Raw genomic sequence first — 16886 nt, forward strand, 5'->3', positions numbered from 1 at the left:
TCGCCAGTGTCGAAAACGTGAAGCCGACACCCAGGTTGGCCAGCATGAAGACGCCGATCATCGCCATCAGCAGCGTCAGGCTACCCACCATCGGCACCTCGAACAGCAGCCATGCGGCACCGAGGATCACGCCAAGCTGGATGTAGCCGATCACGACGTAGGGCAAGATCTTGCCCAGCATCACCTCAACCGGCCGAACCGGCGTGGCCAGCAAGTTCTCCATCGTGCCGCGCTCGCGCTCGCGCGTCATGGCCAGGCCGGTCAGCATCACCATCGTCATCGTCAGGATGGTGCCGATCAGCCCCGGCACGATGTTGTATCGCGCCAGGCCTTCGGGGTTGTAGCGGCGGTGCACCCGCAAGTCGAACGGCGGCTCTTTCTGGGCGAGCCTGGCCAGCGGGCCGACCAGGGAGGTGGGCATCGCACGCGGCACCAACGCCGCCAACGCCGCCAGCGCATTGCCCGAGGCCGATGGGTCGGTGGCGTCGACGCTGACCAGCAGTGCCGGCCTTTCGCCGCGCACCAGACGGCGCGAAAAGTCCGGCGGGATGACAACCAGGAACTGCACCTCGCCGCGCTCCAGCAGCGCCTCGCCTTCGGCCTCGCTGGCGGGCCGCGCATCGATGCGGAAGTAGCCGGTGTTCTGCAGCGTCGCGACCAGCTCGCGCGCCTGCGGCCCGCTGTCCATGCTGACCAGCGCGGTCGGCAGGCCCCGCGGGTCGGTGTTGATCGCATAGCCGAACAACACCAGCTGCAGGATCGGCACGCCCACCGCCATGCCGAAGGTGGGCCGGTCGCGCAGCATCTGCTGGAACTCTTTCAGGAAGATTGCCAGCATGCGGGCCCATGAGAAACGCGCGCTCATGGCTTGGCCACCGAAAAATTGTCCGGCGCCTGGCCGATCAGGCTGATGAAGACGTCTTCGAGGTTCGCATCGGCGCGCGACCAGCGCAGCTCAGGCCGGTCGCGGAATGGGGCGATGGCGGCCTCGACCAGTTGGGCATCCTGGCCGGCGATGTGGACGGTGCTGCCGAATGCGGCCACGCTCAGCACGCCGGGCGCCTGTTTCAGCGGCGCGAGCAGCCGGCCCAGCGAGGCCGGGTCACCGGGCGCCTGCACAGCCCACACCGTCAGCTTCGCCTGCTCGATGATCTGGCCTTCAGTGCCGCGCGCCAGCAGCTTGCCGTAGGCGATGTAGGCCAGCTCGTGGCAGCGCTCGGCCTCGTCCATGTAGTGGGTCGACACCAGCACCGTGATGCCCTCGGCCGCGAGGCGGTGAATCTCGTCCCAGAACTCGCGCCGCGCCTTCGGGTCGACACCGGCGGTGGGTTCGTCCAGCAGCAGCAGGCGCGGTTCGTGCAGCAGGCAGGCGGCCAGCGCGAGGCGTTGCTTCCAGCCGCCCGAAAGTGACCCGGCCAATTGCTGCGCACGGGTAGCCAGCCCCAGCCGATCGAGTGCGGCGGTGACACGCTTTGGCCGCTGGTCCAGCTCGAACAGGCGCGCAACGAAGTCGAGGTTCTGACGGATCGACAGGTCTTCGTAGAGGCCGAACTTCTGCGTCATGTAGCCGACCTGGCGCTTGATCTTCAGCGCGTCACGCTTCAGGTCCAGCCCAAGGCAGGTGCCTTCGCCGGCGTCGGGCGTCAGCAGGCCGCACAGCATGCGGATCGTGGTCGTCTTGCCGCTGCCGTTGGGTCCGAGAAAACCGCAGATACGCCCGGTGGCGAGCTGCAGCTTCACGTTGTCGACGACCGCGCGGCCGTCGTAGCGCTTGGTCAGGCCTTTGACGTCGATCGCGAGGTCGGTCATGGGACGGGCTTCACGTCCAGCGGTTGCCCGGGGTGCAACTTGATCGCATCGGCCGGTTCGGGCCGCGCCTCGACCATGAAGACGAGCTTGGTGCGCTGGGTGTTCGAGTAGATGACCGGCGGGGTGTATTCGGGTTGTGTCGCGATGCGGCTGATGCGCGCGTTGATTGGCGCGCCGCAACCGTCGCAACGCAGCTTCACCGCTTGGCCGATCTTCAGACCGCCGAGCTCAGCCTCGGGTACGTAGAAGCGGGCCTTGCGCGCCTCGGGCGGCAACAGCGAAACGACCGGCTGGCCGGCGGGCACGTACTCGCCGGCACGCCAGAAGGTGTCGGCCACAAGACCGGCCGCTGGTGCGGCCTGCAACGTTTGTTGCTCGCGCCAGACCAGCTGTTGGCGGGCCTGCTTCGCCGCTTCGACCTGGGCCTTGGCGCTTTCGCGCTCGTCCACACGGGCGGGCAGGGTGGCCACGCGCAGGCTCGCTTCGAGCTCGGTGACGCGGTCGCGGGCCTGGGTGCGGGCGGTGGTCGCATCGTCCAGCCGCGACTGGCTGACGAAGTTCTGATCGACCAGCGCCTTCTGGCGCAGCCACTCGGTCTCGGCCCGCGCGGCTTGCGCCCGCGCTTGAGCGAGCTGCGCGCGCACGACGGCCACCTCGTCGACGCGCCGGCCCTTGGTGGTGTTCTCGGCCTGGGCCTGGGCCGCCAGTACGCGGGCATCGGCTTCGGCGCGTGCGGCTCGTTCCGGCGTCGCGTCGAGCGTGAACAGCGGCGCGCCGGCCATGACCTGTTGCCCGGCCTGCACCGACACGCTCTTCAAGGTCCCGGCCACCGGCGCGGCGACGTAGATGTAGTCGCCTTCGGCATAACCCGACCAGCCCGAGTCGACGGGCGCCCTGCACGCGCTCAACAGGGCAAGGGCGCCAAGTGCGGCGGTGCCCGTCCGGAATCGGTTCATGCTTTCTTCCTCAGCCTGGCGGATGGGGGCGTGCGCAGCGCGATCAGCGCCATCTGGACGCGCTGCTTGATGGCGGCGTCACTCAGCACCTGGGCCTGCACTGCATTGCCGACGATGGCCGGGGCAACGCCGAGCGATGCCATGGCGGGCGCCGCCAGCATTGGCGACAGCACCGCACCCATCAAGAACACAAAGCGCTGCAGCGGCGGCGCGGGTTGCAGCTCGCCGGCTGCTTCGGCCTCGGCCATCAGTTGCATCAGCAGGCCCAGGTGGCGTGGCGCGTTGGCGCGGACGAAGTCGTGCACCACCGTTTCGCCATTGGCCGCATCGACGGCCAGCCGGCCGACCAACGCGTGATGCTCGCGCACGAAGGTGCCGAGCGTGATCAGCGCAGCCTGCAGTCGATCGAGCACCGGGCCTTCGCGCGTGGCCCCGGCCGACAGCTTGGCGAACATCTGTTCGTACAGCTGCTGCAGCACCGCCTGCAGGAACGCGGCCTTGCTGCCGAAGTGGTAGTGAAACATCGCCGGGTTGACGCCCGCATGCTCAGCCACCCGCCGCACCGACAAGCCGGCGCAGCCGAGTTGCGGCAGCAGGGCCAGGCCGCTGCGCAGCAGGGCTTGATCGATGCCTTGGGATGGGCGGGCCACGGTGAATTATTGGTCGAGTGACCAGTAAATGGCAAGCCCATGCGGGCGGGTGGGGCGTGACGCCTGACGTGTTTCCTCCGGCGAACGGCGGGGGCTTGGGACTGCGCTGGCAGCGGAAGCGCTGACGGCTTTTTCCTACACCACTTCGGTCCAATGGCCGATGCCGCGCATTGGCTCGGGGAGGCACATTGGGCTGATCACGAAGGAGTAATTGACCATGCTGAAACGACTTTGCATGATTGCCCTCTGCGGCGCATCACTGGCCACCTTGAGCGCCTGCGTGGTGGCACCGGCGGCCCCGCGTCCGGGATACGTGCACGACGGAGACAGAGATGGTGTGCCGAACCGGTACGACCGTGACCGGGACAACGACGGCGTGCCCAACCGCTACGACCGACGGCCGTACACGCCGTACCAGCGCTGACGTCGAGTAAGCGCGGGCGGGCGATAGCCGCCCGTGCAGCTTTCGACGCTAGCGGAACACAAAAAGCGCGTCTTTGGCCGCCTGGCGTCGTTGCAAATCCCTCGCGATGCCACTGGCATTGCTGCGGTTTGCGCCGAGCCAGACAACCAACTCATTGCGCTAGACAAAATCAACGAACTTGCTGAACGGCATCTCTCGCAACCGCTTGCCGGTGGCGGCAAAGATGGCCGCGGCGAGTGCGGGGGCGGCCGGCGGCACCGGTGGTTCGCCGATACCGCGCATGCGCGGTGCGTTCTCCAGGCCACGCACGGCGATACGTGGGCACTGGTCCAGCCTCATGGCCTGGAACTGCGAGAAGTTCGTCTGCTGCGCCATGCCGTCGGCATAGGTGATCTCGCAGTTCATCGCATGGCCCAGGGCCCAGACGACGGCGCCCTTGACTTGGTTGTCGAAGTTCACCGGGTCGACGATGCGGCCCACGTCGACGGCCACGAACACCTTGTCGATGCGAATGCCCTTGTCGGTCTGGGTGACCTCCACCACCTCGGCCACCGGCACGCCGAAGCTGTCGACGAAGGCCACGCCGCGCCCGCGGCCGGGCTCCAGTTTCGTGCCCCAGTTGGACATCTCGCCGACCGCTTCGAGCACCTTGCGCGAGACCCCGTGATTGCACAGCCGAAGCCGCTCCTGCAGTGGGTCGGCCCCGGCCGCGTGGATCAGTTCATCCAGGAACGCGTTGGCAAAGAAGCCTTGGGTCGAGGCCCCGACCGAACGCCACGAACTGGTCGGTGCCAGTTCCGGCACCTTGTAGGCGCGCATGCGGAAGTGCGGCACGGCAAACGGCTGGTTCCACGCGCCTGCGGCGATCTGGCCATCCGCGCCCGGAGGTTTGGACCGGCCCAGGCGCGCTGACTGCGACGCAGACGAGCTGACCGTGGCCACCTGCAGGTCATACGCATGCACCTTGCCGTCTTTCACCACGCCCTTGCCGCGCGCCATGCCGATCTGGCGCGGGAAGTCGTGGGCAAAGTCTTCCTCGCGCGAGTAGGTCAGCTTCACCGGCGTGCCGCGCATCTGCTTCGCGATCTCGGCACACAGCGTGACATTCTCGAACTCCAACCGGTGGCCGAAACTGCCGCCCGCGTATTGCTGGTGGAAGCGCACATGTTCGGGCTTCACGCCCACAACCGCCGCGACCTTTTGCTGCACGAAGCGCGGCATCTGGTGCGCCACCCACACGTCTACGCCGTCCTCACCGACCTTGACGATGGCGTTCAACGGTTCCAGCGGCGCGTGGGCGAGGTAGGGCGCGCGGTACTCCGCCTCGACGACAGGGCCGTCCGTCAACGCCTTGTCGACGTCACCGTCGTGCCGCCACTCCTTGTCCATCCGCTCCGGTGTGAAGCTTGCTGCGATCGCGGCCCAATGGTCCTTCATTTCTGCCGGGTAGGGCGCCGGGCCCCAATCGCACTCGATGGCCTTGGCGGCCTGGATCGCGCGCCAGGTGTTGTCGGCCACCACCGCGACGCCGTTCGTCACGGGCAGGATCTTCTTCACGCCTCGCAGACCCTTGACCTTGCTGTCGTCGTACCGGTTCAGCTTGCCGCCTTGGCGTGGGTTGACCTTCACGGCGGCATGCGCCATGCCTTCCACACTCAAGTCGATGCCGTAGTGCAGCGTGCCGGTGGACTTGGCGACGATATCCAGGCGCTGCATCGGCTTGCCGATCAGGCGCCACTCAGAAGGGGCGCGCAACGTCACCTCGTGCACCGGCTCCAACGTCGCCGCGATCTCGGCCAGCTCGGTGTACTTCAGCTCTTTACCGTCAGGCAACTGCACTGCGCCGCGCGCCGTCTTCAGTTGTGCGACGGGTACACCGGTCTGGCGCGAAGCGGCGAGCTTGAGCGTCTCGCGAGCGACAGCGCCCGCCTCGCGCAGCTTGTCGAAGCCGTCTGGCACCGTCGATGAGCCGCCGGTCACCATCAGGCCCATCACCTTGAACAGCCCGCCCATCACGTCGCGCATGGCCTCGGCCTGCCAGCCCGTGTCGTGGGAGTGAAAGGGGACTTGCTCCGCAGACAGGGCGCGGTTGTAGTAGGCCTGCGCAGGCACGCCCGGGCCGATGCGGAACTGGCCGAACTCGATGTCCAGTTCCTCGGCGATCAGTGCCGCCTGCACCGAGTAGGCGCCCTGGCCCAGGTCGGTGTGCGGAGTGATCAGCGTGACCGACTCCTTGTCGATCCTCACCCACGGGGTCAGCGCGGCTTCACTGGGCATCAAGCCCTCGGCCAACGGATTGGGAATCGCCTTGCGCACCTGATAGGCACCGAAGACCACGCCGCCCGCCACGGCGGCGGAGCCGATGAGGAAGGTGCGGCGTGCGATGGTCTTGACTCGGCTCATGGTCAGGCCCCCTTCAGCATCTTCGCCGCGGTCTTGACCGCCTCGCGGATGCGGGGATAGGTGCCGCAGCGGCACAGGTTGGCCGCCATCGCCTGGTCGATCTGTTCGTCCGTGGGCGAGGGCACCGTGGCCAGGAAGGCCGCCGCGGTCATGATCTGCCCTGCCTGGCAATAGCCGCATTGCGCCACCTGGTGCGTGACCCAGGCCTTCTGCACGGCGTGCAACGCCTCGGGCTGGCCGAGCCCTTCGATCGTCACGACGGGTGCCGCCACCGCGCTCGCTGGCATCGAGCACGAGCGAACCGCAGTGCCACCGACGTGGACCGTGCAGGCGCCGCAGTAGCCGATGCCGCAGCCGTACTTCGGGCCGGTGATGTGCAGTTCATCCCGCAGCACCCACAGCAGCGGCATCTCGGGTTCGACGTCGACCTCGTGGTCGTGTCCGTTGACGTTCAGTTTCATGCGGGGCTCCGTGGTGGCTCGAACATCGATGGGCGCGCAATGACCAGTCCCTCGAACGGCAGCTTCGCCAAGGCGTCCTGGAGTTCGCCCTTCACGCGGCTGTAGAAGACTTCTGACCCGGCATCGGCCCCCGTCGCGCTGACCAGGCTGTGCACCGCGGCCACGCTCGGGTCGGCCAGAAGGCCCTGCAAGATCTCTCTGCCCACGAGGCCCGTGGCGCCCGCTGCGATGACGGTTCGGTTGGCCATGTTCGAACTCCGATCTGGTTCAGAAGGACGGCAGCATCTCGCACCGCGACGAACCGGGAAGCAAGAGCGTTCTGCCCTTGGCGTACGGGACGACCGAGAGCAATGCCTTGGCCACTGCCGACGCGTTGATCGGCGCGGCGATGAGGAATCCCACCGCCCTTCCGACGAGGTTGCGTTTTCCGACGAGCACCGATGGCCGCGCGATGGCCGTGCCCTGGAACGGCAGCTTCGCCAAAGCGTCTTCGAGCTCGCCTTTCACGCGGCTGTGGAAGACGTTCGAACGGGAGTCGGCGCCCATCGCGCTCACCAGACCGAGTTTCTTGGCGCCTGCGGCCAGCGCCGCCGCGGCCACGGCCAGATTGGCCTCGTAGTTGATGGCGCGAAGTGCGGCCTGGCTTCCGGCGACCCTGATCGTCGTTCCGAGCGCCAGATACACCTCGTCTACCGGTGGCAGGGCGGGCAGCCTGGCGAAGTCGACGACATGGGCCGTCAGCTTCGGATGTTGTGCCGCGGGCCTCTTGCGGCCCAGGCTGTGCACCGCGTCGACGGTCCGGTCGGTCAACAGGCCCTGCAGAATCTCTCGGCCCACGCGGCCCGTGGCGCCTGCAATGAGGACGGTTCGGTTTGGCATGCGTGCTTTTTAGCGAAAAACGGTTCGGTTAAAAATCAAAAGAAACCGGCTTCATGCCCTGACGGCGTCCCAGCAGATCTGGAAGCCGCTGATGCGGGTCTTTTCGTCGTTTGGCAGATCGCCGCGGGCGACGAGGACTGCGGTCTCTTTCGCCAGGCCCATGACGCTCGCTGCCAGCAGGTGCGGCGGCACGGGCTTGAGTTGCTCACTCTTCTGTCCGGCGACGATGAGCTCGATGAACGGCGCCAACATGCGCTGGCTCATCGCGCGGCTGGTCTCGCTGAGGAACTCGGAGTGGTAGTACTGCTCGAGGAAAGCCATCTGTTGCTGGTTCTCGATGCGGTTGTCCACCATGTTGTTCCAGATCCGGCGCACTCTCGACTTCAGCGAGGCCTGCGGTTCGTCATTCTGTGCGTAGCGTGTGACGGTGGCCGTCTTGGCTTTCTGGTACACATCGTCGAGCAAATCCTCGCGGGACTTGTAGTAGACGTACAGCGTGCTGGTCGCGACGCCTGCGTCGCGGGCGATGTCGGCCAAGGTCACGGCAGACAGACCATGGCGCGCCACCAGCCGGTAGACGGCAGCGGCAATGGCTTCAACCTTTTTCTCGTCCTTGGGCCTCATCGTGATTTGGATCGTACACGAACATTTATTCGGTTAAAAGTGCTTTCTTGCACCGGCTGAATCGCCAGACGCGCGTCGCGCCAGCCGCCGGAGGTCAGCGCCAAAAGCCGTGAGGCCCATCTGCGGCCAGCGTCAGGCGGCGTCGGGTTTTGTCGTCGTCCACAGCTGCACCAGCGTCAACCCGATCGCGAGCATCGGCGGGCCAATGAAGATGCCGATGAAGCCGTAGGCGACGATGCCGCCGAACACACCGAGCAGGATCAGCAGCAGCGGCAAGCTGCTGGCGCGGCTGATCAGGAAGGGCTTGACGACGTTGTCGATCGAGCTGACCGCGAACAGGCCCCAGAGGACCATGAAGATGCCCCAGCCCACCGAGCCCTGCACGAAGAGCCAGATCGCCGCACCACCCCAGATGAGCGGCGGGCCGACCGGGATCATCGAGAGCAAGAAGGTCGCGGAGGCCAGCGCCAACGCTCCCGGAACGCCGGCGATCAAGAAGCCGACCAGCGCCACCATGGCCTGCGCCAGCGCAGTGCCGAAGATACCGTGCACGACCCCGATCACCGTGCCGTTGATCGTCGACAGCAGCGTGTCGCCCAGGGGCCCTGCGAGCTTGGCCAGGATCGCGCGGGCGGCTCGCACCAGCTGTTCGCCGTCGCGGTAGAAGAAGAACGCGATGAAGGTGGCGAACGTCAGCTGCAGCAGGCTGCCGCCGATCGCCTTGCCGGCGCCCAGCAGCACGATGCGCGCCGGCTCGAACAGGCTCTTCAGCAGCGCATTCAACTCCTCGCGGCTGGCGGCGATGCGCTGCCAGTAGTCGGCCAGCGCGGCGCCGACGAGCGGCACATCGCGCAGCCAGCCGGGCGGCTGCAGCGGCCCGTGGTCGAGCAGGTTGCGCGCTCCGTCGAACATCGAGGCCACGTCATCGGCCAAGCTCAGGGCGAGCAGCGTCGACGGGCCGATCACCAGCACGACCAGCAGCAGTGTCATCAGCAGCGCGGCCCAGACGGCGCGGCCGCCGACGGCGTCGCGCAGGCGCCGATAGAGTGGCCAGCTCGCGGTGCAGACGACCGCGGCGAACAACAGCGCCGGGATGAATGGATGCAGGACCTGATAGCAGCCGACGACAACGACCACGACGGCCGCCAGTCGGGCGTAATGCTGAAGACTGTGGTTCATGCCTGCCCTTCTCAGTGTTTCCCCGCCGGCGACTATGCCACCTCGGCGCAGGCCGGCGGCCAAGCTGCGCGAAGTGGTGGTGAAGCGGGCTGATAGACTTCCCCCTGACAGCGCCGATTTGTTCCGGATTGCGGGCGCTCTACCAAATGCAGCTAAACAGGGCCCCGACTTGAACCCGGTGTCCGCGTCTTCGCTGCGGTACCGGGTTTTTTCGTTGGAGGTCAGGTTTCATGAGGTCGGTCGGCTTCGTCGTCCCGCAAAGCATGCATTTCGCCGAGCCGTTGCCGCTGCGAAGTGGCGCGCAGCTTGCCGACTACACCCTGGTCTACGAGACCTACGGCACGCTGAACGCCGATGCCAGCAATGCCGTGCTGGTGTGCCATGCGCTGAACGCGTCTCACCATGTGGCCGGCGATTACGCCGACAAACCCAACAGCACCGGCTGGTGGGACAACCTCGTCGGCCCCGGCAAACCACTGGACACGGAGCGCTTCTTCGTCATCGGCGTCAACAACCCCGGTTCATGCTTCGGCTCGACCGGGCCGATGCACCCGAATCCGGCGACCGGCCGCCCCTATGGCGCCGACTTTCCAGTCGTGACGGTGGAGGATTGGGTCGACGCCCAAGCGCGACTGGTCTCGCGCCTGGGCATCCAGCAGCTGGCTGCGGTGGTCGGCGGCAGCCTCGGTGGCATGCAGGCGCTGGCCTGGACGCTGCGCCACACCGATCGTGTGCGGCATTGCGTGGCGGTGGCCACTGCGCCGAACCTGTCGGCGCAGAACATCGCCTTCAACGAGGTGGCGCGGCGCGCGATCGTGACCGATCCCGATTTCCACGGCGGCCATTTCTACGCCCACGGCGCGATCCCGAAGCGCGGCCTTCGCGTGGCCCGCATGATCGGCCACATCACCTACCTGAGCGACGACTCGATGGAGGCCAAGTTCGGCCGCGAGCTGCGCGAGGCCGAGCTGGGCTACAGCACGCAGGACATCGAGTTCCAGATCGAAAGCTACCTGCGTTACCAGGGCGACAAGTTCAGCGAGTATTTCGACGCCAACACCTACCTGCTGATCACCCGCGCACTGGACTACTTCGACCCGGCGCGTGCGCATGGCGATGACCTGACGGCAGCCTTCAAGGTGGCGCGCGACAAGAAGTTCCTCGTCGTCAGCTTCACCACCGACTGGCGCTTCTCGCCAGCACGCTCGCGTGAGATCGTCAAGGCACTGGTCGACAACCAAATCGAGGTCAGCTACGCCGAGATCGACGCGCCGCACGGCCACGATGCCTTCTTGCTCGAAGATCCGCGCTACCACGGCGTGATGCGGGCGTACTTCGAGCGGATCCTGTGACCCCCACGCTCGCCGCCGCTTCGCTGCCCCCCGAGGGGACCCTTGCAGCGGCCCGGCAAAGCCGGATCCGCGCAAGAACCTTGATCAAATTCGACCCCATCGATACGTATGAGTGAGCGAAAAGACCTCGAAGTCATCGCCCGGCTGGTGCCGCAAGGCGCCCGCGTGCTCGACCTGGGCTGCGGCACGGGTGAGCTGTTGGCCTATCTGCGTGAGACGCGCGGCTGTTCGGGCTATGGCGTGGAGCTGGACGATGCCAACGTGCTGGCCTGCGCGCGGCGAGGCGTGAACGTGATCCAGCTCAACCTCGAAGAGGGGTTGAAGCTGTTCGAGGACCGCAGCTTCGACGTCGTGCTGCAGCTCGAAACCCTGCAGCACCTTCGCAATACCGAGAACATGCTGCGCGAGACCGCTCGTGTTGGCCGCATCGGCATCGTCAGCTTCCCGAACTTCGCGCACTGGGTCAACCGCCTGTCGATCCTGCGCGGGCGCATGCCGGTGACGCGCGCGCTGCCGTATGAGTGGTACGACACGCCGAACATCCGCGTCGGCACCTACAAGGACTTCGAGGTGCTGGCGCGCAAGAATGGGCTCGAGGTGATCGACAGCTTCGGCCTGCAAAGCGGCGAGGTGATCCGCCGCTGGCCGAACCTGCGCGCCAGCGTGGCGGTGTTCAAGTTCGAACGCAGCTAGACATCGGCCACCTCGGCCACGGGCTCGACGAGCACCGGCCGCGCGTGCAGGTAGGCCGTCGCCCGGCGCTTGGCTTCGATGTCGGTGTAGATGTGGGCCGCCTGCTCGGGGGTGAGCCCCAGTACCGGTGCCAGTTCGGTCGCTGACAGGCGGTGGTTGTGCGCCCACAGCGCCAGGTCCATCTGCTGGTAGGGCAGCGCGAAGTAGAACTCGTCCTGGCCTTGCGGCAGGCTGTAGGTGTCGGTGGTCGGGGTCGAGTGGCAGATGTCGTCGGGCAGGCCGAGGTGGCGCGCGAGCGCGTAGACCTGGGTCTTGTACAGGTGCGCGATCGGCTTCAGGTCGGCCGCGCCGTCGCCGTTCTTGACGAAAAAGCCCTGGTCGTACTCGAGCCGGTTCGGCGTGCCGATCACGGCGTGGTGCAGGCGGTCGGCATGGCAGTACTCGAGCAGCTTGCGCACGCGCTGCTTGTGGTTGGTGGCGGCCACCAGCGCCAGGTATTCGCGCGCCCGCAGTCGGGCCTGCTGCAATTCGCCCTCGGGCGACCGCACCACCAGGCGGAAGAAGTTCATCTGCCCGGCGCTGCCGCCGGCGATCGTGATCTTGTTTTTCCAGCCTTCGCCGTAGCCGGGGAACAGCGATCGGATCGCCGCGTCGCGTTGTGCATAGCAGCCCAGGGCCTGCAGCGCGGGGGCGATGTCCACCACCTCGTGCGCGATGTCGAGCTGCTGCGCCAGCATGCTGCCCAGCCGCACGCTGTCCGGCGACGAATCGCGCTCGGGCATCAGCAGGCCGAAGACCTTGCCAGGTCCCAACGCCTGCACCGCGAGCGCGGCGCAGACCGAGCTGTCGATGCCGCCGGACAGGCCGACGACGACGCCACGCCGGTGCAGCCGCTGCGCCACGGTGTTGCGCATCCAGCGCGTGATGCGGTCGACCTCGTCGGCGCAGTTCAGCGCCAGCCAGTCGCGGCCTTCAGGCAAGCTTGCGGCGTACATAGGCGTCGATGCGGTCAAGGCTTTCAAAGTTCTCGGGCAACATTTCGGTCTCGTCGATGCTGAAGCCGCATTCGTCTTCGATGAAGGCGATCAGTTCGAGGAAACCGGTGGAGTCGACGATGCGGTGCTCGATCAGCGAATCGCCGTCGGCGAAGTTGCTGCCGCCCCCCATCAGGATGTAGTCCTCGATGTAGCGACGCGTGAGCGCCTTGATGTCTTTCAACGCAAGGTCCTTTCTGGGCTGGTGTCGTTGGGCGAGGCTGCGGCGGCGGCGAGCAGCCGCTTGCAGACCTTGCCGGAGTCGGTTTTGGGCAATGTGTCGACGAAGACCACACGCTGCGGCGCCATCCCGGCGTCGAGCTGGTCTTTGCAGTGGCGCACCACCTCGCGTTCGGTCAGCCGGCGACCGGGGCGCGGCGCCACCCAGGCGACGATGGCTTCGCCGAGCAGCGGGTCGGGCACGCCGGCGACGGCGGCTTCGAGCACGCTGTCCAGCGTGTACAGAACATCTTCGATGGCGCGCGGGCTGACCTTCTCACCGCGGCACTTGATGATGTCGTCGCGGCGACCGACGAAGTAGAGCCAGCCTTCATCGTCGGTGCGGAACAGGTCGCCGGTGTGCAGCACCTGCTCGCCGGGCAGCGGGCCGGGCCTGAGCGCTTGCGCGGTCAGATCGGGCCGGTTCCAGTAGCCACGCATCACGTGGCTGCCGCGGACCACGAGTTCGCCGGTGCGGCCCCAGGGTAGCCGCCGGCCGGCCTCGTCGACCAGCCAGTGATCCTGGTTCGGCATGCCTCGGCCGACGCTGCCGGGGCGGGCGTCGAGCTGGTCGGACGGCAGGTAGCTGATGCGCTTGCACTCGGTCATGCCGTACATCGGCACCAGCCGGGCCTGCGGCAGCAACGCGCGCAGGCGGCCGATGGTCTCGGGGCTCAGCCCGGTCGCGGCGTTGGTGACCAGGCGCAGTTCGGGCCAGTTGAACGTCGCGGCCTCTCTGAGCCCCAGCCAGAGCGCGAACGTCGTCGGCACCCCGGCGAAGACGCTGACCCGCTGCGTTGCCAGCGTCTGCAGCACCTTGACCGGGAAGGCGAACGAGCGTTCGAGCACGACGCTGGCGCCGACCTGGAAGGCCAGCAGCAGCTGGTACAGGCCGTAGCTGTAGGCCAGCGGCAGCAGGCCGGCCAGCACGTCGTCGGGCCGCAGGTCCAGGTAGGCCTGCACCGATCGCGCGGCCGCGACCATGTTGGCGTGGCTCAGCATCACGCCCTTCGGTTCTCCGGTCGAGCCCGAGGTGTAGATCAGCGCGGCGAGGTCAAGATCGATCGTCGGCAGGGCGGTGAACGGCGCCCGAGTTGCATCGGCTGCGCAGGGCGCCGCATCCGGGTCGACCCACAGGCAGCTGCGTAACGCGGTCAGGTTGTCGAGTGCGGCCTCCACGCGTGCGTGCACGCTGGGCTGGCTGACGAGCAGTCCGGCGCCCGCGTCGGCAAGCACCGCCTGCAGCCGGCTGGCGTGCGCCTGCGGCCCGATCGGTACCAGCACGGCGCCGCAGCGCCAGCAGGCCAGCATCGCCAGCACGAAGGCCACGCCGTTGTCCAGGCACACGGCGACGCGGTCGCCGCGCTGGATGCCCTGGTCTTGCATCCAGGCGGCCCAGCGCGTTGCGCGGCGGTCGAGTTCGCCGTAGGTGATGGGTTGGCCTTGGCACACGATCGCGGTCCGCCCGGGCCCGGCCGCGGCGCTCGCCTCGAACAGCTGGTGAATCAGCATGGCGGCTCAGCCTGCCGTGGCGGCCGGCAACGGGCGGGCGCGCACGAAGAGCTCGTGCAGCCACATCGTCGACAGGATGCCGACGAAAGCCATGTTGTCGCCGAAGCCGGCAGCGCGCCCGGCCGCGCACTTGGCGAGCAGCCGTCGCACGGCGCCGGGATCGAACAGGCCCGCGTCGACCAGGCGCGATTCGCTCAGCAACTCGGCGCAGGCCTCGTCGGGCTGGCCGTTGGCGCCGAAGAAGCTGCTGCTGTCGGGGGTGCGGTAGGGCTGCTTGGCGCGCAGGCGGATCGACTCGGGCAACAGCCCCTTCATCGCGCGCTTGAGCAGGTATTTCTCCGTCAGCCCCATCAGCTTGTAGCGGGGCGGAAGGCGGTTGGCGAATTCGATCAGGCGATGGTCGAGGAAAGGGAAGCGCGCCTCGACCGATCCCGCCATCGCCATGCGGTCGCCTTGTGCGCCGAGCAGGTAGCCCGACATCAGCGTGTGCGCCTCGACATACTGGTCGCGGGCGAGCGGCGACCAGTGCTGCATCGTAGACGGCAGCGTGCGCTCGATCGTCTCGATCGGGTCGAAGCCGGCCACCGCGTCGCGCAGCGCCGGCGTGAAGAAGCGCGTGATGCGGCCGCTGGTCAGCCAGCGCGGCGCGTGGCCAAAGGTGGGCTGGACGGGCGAGCCGTTGCCGTCGCCGAAGTAGCGCTGCGCCAGCGCACCGCTGGCACCGGGCGATTGCGGCATCCACGGGTACAGGCGCTGCAGCAGCCGGCCACGCCAGCGTGACTGCGGCGCGCGTGCCATGAAGCGGCGCACCCGGGCTTCCTTGAACAGGTCGTAGCCGCCGAAGACCTCGTCGGCGCCTTCGCCGGTCAGTACCACCTTGACGCCATGCTCACGCACGCTGCGCGCCAGCAGCATCATCGGCACCGGCGCCGTGCGCAGCAGCGGGGCCTCAGCATGCCAGACCGCCTTCGGGAAGCCCGCGGCGATGTCCGCGCGGCTGCAGCGCAGCTCGGTGTGCGGCGTGCCGAGATGGTCCACCAGCTCGCGCTGGTGCGAGCGCTCGTCGAACTCGTGCTCGTCGAAGGCGAGCGAGAAGCTGCGCAGCGGCGTGTCGGTGCAGCGGTGGATCAGTGTCGTGATCACCGACGAGTCCAGGCCGCCGCTGAGGTAGGCCCCCACCGGCACATCGGCGCGCAGTTGCAGGCGCACAGCGTCGACCAAGCGCTCGCGCAGTTCGTCGGCCAGGTCTTCGGCCCGGCCGAGGTCTTCGGCGCCGTGGGGCGGGAACTCCCAGTCCCAGTAGCAGGTGGTCCGCTGCTGGCCACCGCCGACCCACATCAGGTGCCCGGGGGGCAACTGCTGCACGCCGTCGAACGCGGTCTGCGGCGCCAGCGGGGACCAGAACGTGAACGCTTCGGCGAGGCCTCGCGGGTCGAGGCGACGCGGCATTTCGGCGATGGCGAACAAGGCCTTGATTTCAGACGCGAACAGCAACCGACGGCCGACCCACGCGAAGTACAGCGGCCGGATGCCGGCCCGGTCGCGCGCCAGCACGAGCCGGCGTCGCCGCACGTCCCACAGGGCGATTGCGAACTGGCCGTTCAGGTGCTCGACGAAGCGGTCGCCATGCAACGCGTACAGATGCAGGAGGACCTCGGTGTCCGAACGCGTACGAAAGCACCGGCCGGCCGCTTCGAGCGCAGCGCGCAGCTCGACGAAGTTGAAGATCTCGCCGTTGAAGACCACCTGCAGCAGGCCGTCGGCACTGGCCATCGGCTGGTGGCCGCCGGTCGGATCGATGATCGACAGCCGCGCGTGCGCGAGCCCGATCTCGCCCTGGCACCACATCCCCGTGTCGTCAGGGCCGCGGTGGTGAAGCTGGCCGATCATCGTCGCCAGCTGCGCGGCCGCGGGCGGGTGCGATCCATCGACCGAGAGGATGCCGGCAATGCCACACATCGCCGCTCAGACCCCGGCCGCGTTGGGCTCTTGTCGGCCGGCAGAGGCGGCGACGGCCATGTCGCTGGCGGCCCCCACCACCGGGGCCGTGGCCGAAGCGCCTGCCGATGCCGCTGCCTTGGCCCGGTCGGCGCCGCTCGCGTAGGTCGACAGTGCGCGCGGCAGCACCTTGCACGGGGCCACCAGCACCACCGAGCCGGCCGGCACGTCGCGCGTCACGACGCAGTTGGCGCCGATCATCGCGCCGTCGCCGATCGTGATGCCGCCGAGCACCCGGGCACCGACGTAGATGTCCACGTGGTGGCCGATCTTCGGCACGCCGGGGGTCGGGCCGGTGCCGATCGTCACGTCGTGGAAGATCAGGCAGTCGTGCCCGATCTCGACGCCGCTGCCGATCATCACGTTGTGGGGGTGGATGAGCACCAGGCCCTTGCCGATCTGCGCGCCGCGCGGGCCGGCCCACAGGTGCACCTTGAAGGGCAGCAGCGGCAGCCGGGCGATGCGGTAGAGCAGCCACGCCGGCCAGCGCAGCAGGGGCTGGCGTTGCGCCGCCGCCCACATGCCGAAGCGGTAGACCGCGACGATCCAGAGGCCGGGGCCGGCCCAGCCTCCTTCGTGCCGTTCATGGTCACGCCGGATGTTGTCGAACATGGGCTGACTGCCCTCCATCAGAAATTCTTGTCTGCGCGCACCGTTCGCCGATGCCGCTCGGCCGCCGACAGCATCGCCGCC

18 protein-coding genes are annotated in these 16886 nt (G+C 67.8%); 3 read left to right on the top strand and 15 right to left on the bottom strand.

Translation table 11 applies throughout. The features are described 5' to 3' along the window. The 4 genes from VFY73_RS18700 to VFY73_RS18715 form a co-directional block, all read right to left on the bottom strand. The coding region (locus tag VFY73_RS18700; protein ID WP_329721548.1) for an ABC transporter permease at positions 1 to 865 on the bottom strand (865 nt) is incomplete at its 3' end. Then, on the bottom strand, positions 862 to 1809 hold the full coding sequence (locus VFY73_RS18705; protein ID WP_329721550.1) for an ABC transporter ATP-binding protein: 948 nt from the start codon (positions 1807 to 1809) through the stop codon (positions 862 to 864). The genes VFY73_RS18700 and VFY73_RS18705, both read right to left, overlap by 4 nt. After that, positions 1806 to 2765: an HlyD family secretion protein gene (locus VFY73_RS18710; RefSeq protein ID WP_329721552.1), complete on the bottom strand. Its 960-nt coding sequence runs from the start codon at positions 2763 to 2765 to the stop codon at positions 1806 to 1808. The genes VFY73_RS18705 and VFY73_RS18710 overlap by 4 nt, the downstream gene beginning before the upstream one ends. Beyond that, entirely contained in the window at positions 2762 to 3415 is a 654-nt protein-coding gene (locus VFY73_RS18715; RefSeq protein ID WP_329721554.1) for a TetR/AcrR family transcriptional regulator, read from the bottom strand. Before VFY73_RS18715 ends, VFY73_RS18710 begins: the two co-directional genes overlap by 4 nt. Positions 3416 to 3632: 217 nt before the next feature. Between VFY73_RS18715 and VFY73_RS18720 the strand changes: the two genes are divergently transcribed. Further along, positions 3633 to 3839: a thrombospondin type 3 repeat-containing protein gene (locus tag VFY73_RS18720; protein ID WP_329721556.1), complete on the top strand. Its 207-nt coding sequence runs from the start codon at positions 3633 to 3635 to the stop codon at positions 3837 to 3839. Between the two features lie 159 nt (positions 3840 to 3998). On the opposite strand, the gene VFY73_RS18725 is transcribed toward VFY73_RS18720, so the two are convergent. The 6 genes from VFY73_RS18725 to VFY73_RS18750 form a co-directional block, all read right to left on the bottom strand. Continuing rightward, positions 3999 to 6242: a xanthine dehydrogenase family protein molybdopterin-binding subunit gene (locus VFY73_RS18725; RefSeq protein ID WP_329721558.1), complete on the bottom strand. Its 2244-nt coding sequence runs from the start codon at positions 6240 to 6242 to the stop codon at positions 3999 to 4001. A gap of 2 nt (positions 6243 to 6244) precedes the next feature. After that, entirely contained in the window at positions 6245 to 6703 is a 459-nt protein-coding gene (locus VFY73_RS18730; protein WP_329721560.1) for a (2Fe-2S)-binding protein, read from the bottom strand. After that, entirely contained in the window at positions 6700 to 6951 is a 252-nt protein-coding gene (locus tag VFY73_RS18735) for a hypothetical protein (protein WP_329721562.1), read from the bottom strand. Before VFY73_RS18735 ends, VFY73_RS18730 begins: the two co-directional genes overlap by 4 nt. Before the next feature lie 19 nt (positions 6952 to 6970). After that, the gene (locus VFY73_RS18740; protein WP_329721564.1) at positions 6971 to 7582 is read right to left on the bottom strand and encodes an NAD(P)H-binding protein; all 612 of its coding nucleotides are present in this window, start codon (positions 7580 to 7582) and stop codon (positions 6971 to 6973) included. Positions 7583 to 7633: 51 nt separating this feature from the next. Continuing rightward, entirely contained in the window at positions 7634 to 8206 is a 573-nt protein-coding gene (locus VFY73_RS18745) for a TetR/AcrR family transcriptional regulator (RefSeq protein ID WP_329721566.1), read from the bottom strand. 132 nt (positions 8207 to 8338) lie between these two features. Continuing rightward, positions 8339 to 9385 (bottom strand): AI-2E family transporter, encoded by a 1047-nt coding sequence (locus VFY73_RS18750; protein ID WP_329721568.1) that lies wholly within the window; start codon positions 9383 to 9385, stop codon positions 8339 to 8341. Between the two features lie 230 nt (positions 9386 to 9615). Between VFY73_RS18750 and metX the strand changes: the two genes are divergently transcribed. Further along, positions 9616 to 10737, top strand: a complete 1122-nt coding sequence (metX, locus tag VFY73_RS18755; protein ID WP_329721570.1) for a homoserine O-succinyltransferase MetX — start codon at positions 9616 to 9618, stop codon at positions 10735 to 10737. A 108-nt stretch (positions 10738 to 10845) separates the two neighbouring features. After that, the gene (metW, locus tag VFY73_RS18760) at positions 10846 to 11430 is read left to right on the top strand and encodes a methionine biosynthesis protein MetW (RefSeq protein WP_329721572.1); all 585 of its coding nucleotides are present in this window, start codon (positions 10846 to 10848) and stop codon (positions 11428 to 11430) included. Here the strand turns inward: metW and nadE are convergent. Genes nadE through VFY73_RS18785 form a run of 5 tightly spaced genes read right to left on the bottom strand, consistent with a single transcriptional unit; the run spans position 11427 to position 16805 of the window. Further along, on the bottom strand, positions 11427 to 12425 hold the full coding sequence (gene nadE / locus VFY73_RS18765) for an NAD(+) synthase (RefSeq protein ID WP_329721574.1): 999 nt from the start codon (positions 12423 to 12425) through the stop codon (positions 11427 to 11429). The two genes, metW and nadE, sit on opposite strands and share 4 nt — an antisense overlap. Beyond that, positions 12403 to 12648, bottom strand: coding sequence for an acyl carrier protein (locus VFY73_RS18770; protein WP_329721576.1), 246 nt, complete (start codon positions 12646 to 12648; stop codon positions 12403 to 12405). The genes nadE and VFY73_RS18770 overlap by 23 nt, the downstream gene beginning before the upstream one ends. Next, positions 12645 to 14195: a class I adenylate-forming enzyme family protein gene (locus VFY73_RS18775; RefSeq protein ID WP_329721578.1), complete on the bottom strand. Its 1551-nt coding sequence runs from the start codon at positions 14193 to 14195 to the stop codon at positions 12645 to 12647. Before VFY73_RS18775 ends, VFY73_RS18770 begins: the two co-directional genes overlap by 4 nt. A 6-nt stretch (positions 14196 to 14201) precedes the next feature. Next, complete coding sequence (asnB, locus tag VFY73_RS18780; protein WP_329721580.1) at positions 14202 to 16154, bottom strand: asparagine synthase (glutamine-hydrolyzing); 1953 nt, start codon at positions 16152 to 16154, stop codon at positions 14202 to 14204. Positions 16155 to 16160: 6 nt separating this feature from the next. Continuing rightward, positions 16161 to 16805: a serine acetyltransferase gene (locus VFY73_RS18785; protein ID WP_329721582.1), complete on the bottom strand. Its 645-nt coding sequence runs from the start codon at positions 16803 to 16805 to the stop codon at positions 16161 to 16163. Between the last annotated feature and the right edge of the window lie 81 nt (positions 16806 to 16886).

Source organism: Ideonella sp., from assembly GCF_036277275.1.
GTDB lineage: Bacteria > Pseudomonadota > Gammaproteobacteria > Burkholderiales > Burkholderiaceae_C > Ideonella.

Excerpts from the sequence above, each read along its gene's own strand:
- VFY73_RS18705 (WP_329721550.1), bottom strand. The coding sequence starts at position 1,809 with ATGACCGACCTCGCGATCGACGTCAAAGGCCTGACCAAGCGCTACGAC.
- VFY73_RS18710 (WP_329721552.1), bottom strand. The coding sequence starts at position 2,765 with ATGAACCGATTCCGGACGGGCACCGCCGCACTTGGCGCCCTTGCCCTG.
- VFY73_RS18720 (WP_329721556.1), top strand. The coding sequence starts at position 3,633 with ATGCTGAAACGACTTTGCATGATTGCCCTCTGCGGCGCATCACTGGCC.
- VFY73_RS18725 (WP_329721558.1), bottom strand. The coding sequence starts at position 6,242 with ATGAGCCGAGTCAAGACCATCGCACGCCGCACCTTCCTCATCGGCTCC.
- VFY73_RS18730 (WP_329721560.1), bottom strand. The coding sequence starts at position 6,703 with ATGAAACTGAACGTCAACGGACACGACCACGAGGTCGACGTCGAACCC.
- VFY73_RS18735 (WP_329721562.1), bottom strand. The coding sequence starts at position 6,951 with ATGGCCAACCGAACCGTCATCGCAGCGGGCGCCACGGGCCTCGTGGGC.
- VFY73_RS18740 (WP_329721564.1), bottom strand. The coding sequence starts at position 7,582 with ATGCCAAACCGAACCGTCCTCATTGCAGGCGCCACGGGCCGCGTGGGC.
- VFY73_RS18745 (WP_329721566.1), bottom strand. The coding sequence starts at position 8,206 with ATGAGGCCCAAGGACGAGAAAAAGGTTGAAGCCATTGCCGCTGCCGTC.
- VFY73_RS18750 (WP_329721568.1), bottom strand. The coding sequence starts at position 9,385 with ATGAACCACAGTCTTCAGCATTACGCCCGACTGGCGGCCGTCGTGGTC.
- metX (WP_329721570.1), top strand. The coding sequence starts at position 9,616 with ATGAGGTCGGTCGGCTTCGTCGTCCCGCAAAGCATGCATTTCGCCGAG.
- metW (WP_329721572.1), top strand. The coding sequence starts at position 10,846 with ATGAGTGAGCGAAAAGACCTCGAAGTCATCGCCCGGCTGGTGCCGCAA.
- nadE (WP_329721574.1), bottom strand. The coding sequence starts at position 12,425 with ATGTACGCCGCAAGCTTGCCTGAAGGCCGCGACTGGCTGGCGCTGAAC.
- VFY73_RS18775 (WP_329721578.1), bottom strand. The coding sequence starts at position 14,195 with ATGCTGATTCACCAGCTGTTCGAGGCGAGCGCCGCGGCCGGGCCCGGG.
- asnB (WP_329721580.1), bottom strand. The coding sequence starts at position 16,154 with ATGTGTGGCATTGCCGGCATCCTCTCGGTCGATGGATCGCACCCGCCC.
- VFY73_RS18785 (WP_329721582.1), bottom strand. The coding sequence starts at position 16,805 with ATGTTCGACAACATCCGGCGTGACCATGAACGGCACGAAGGAGGCTGG.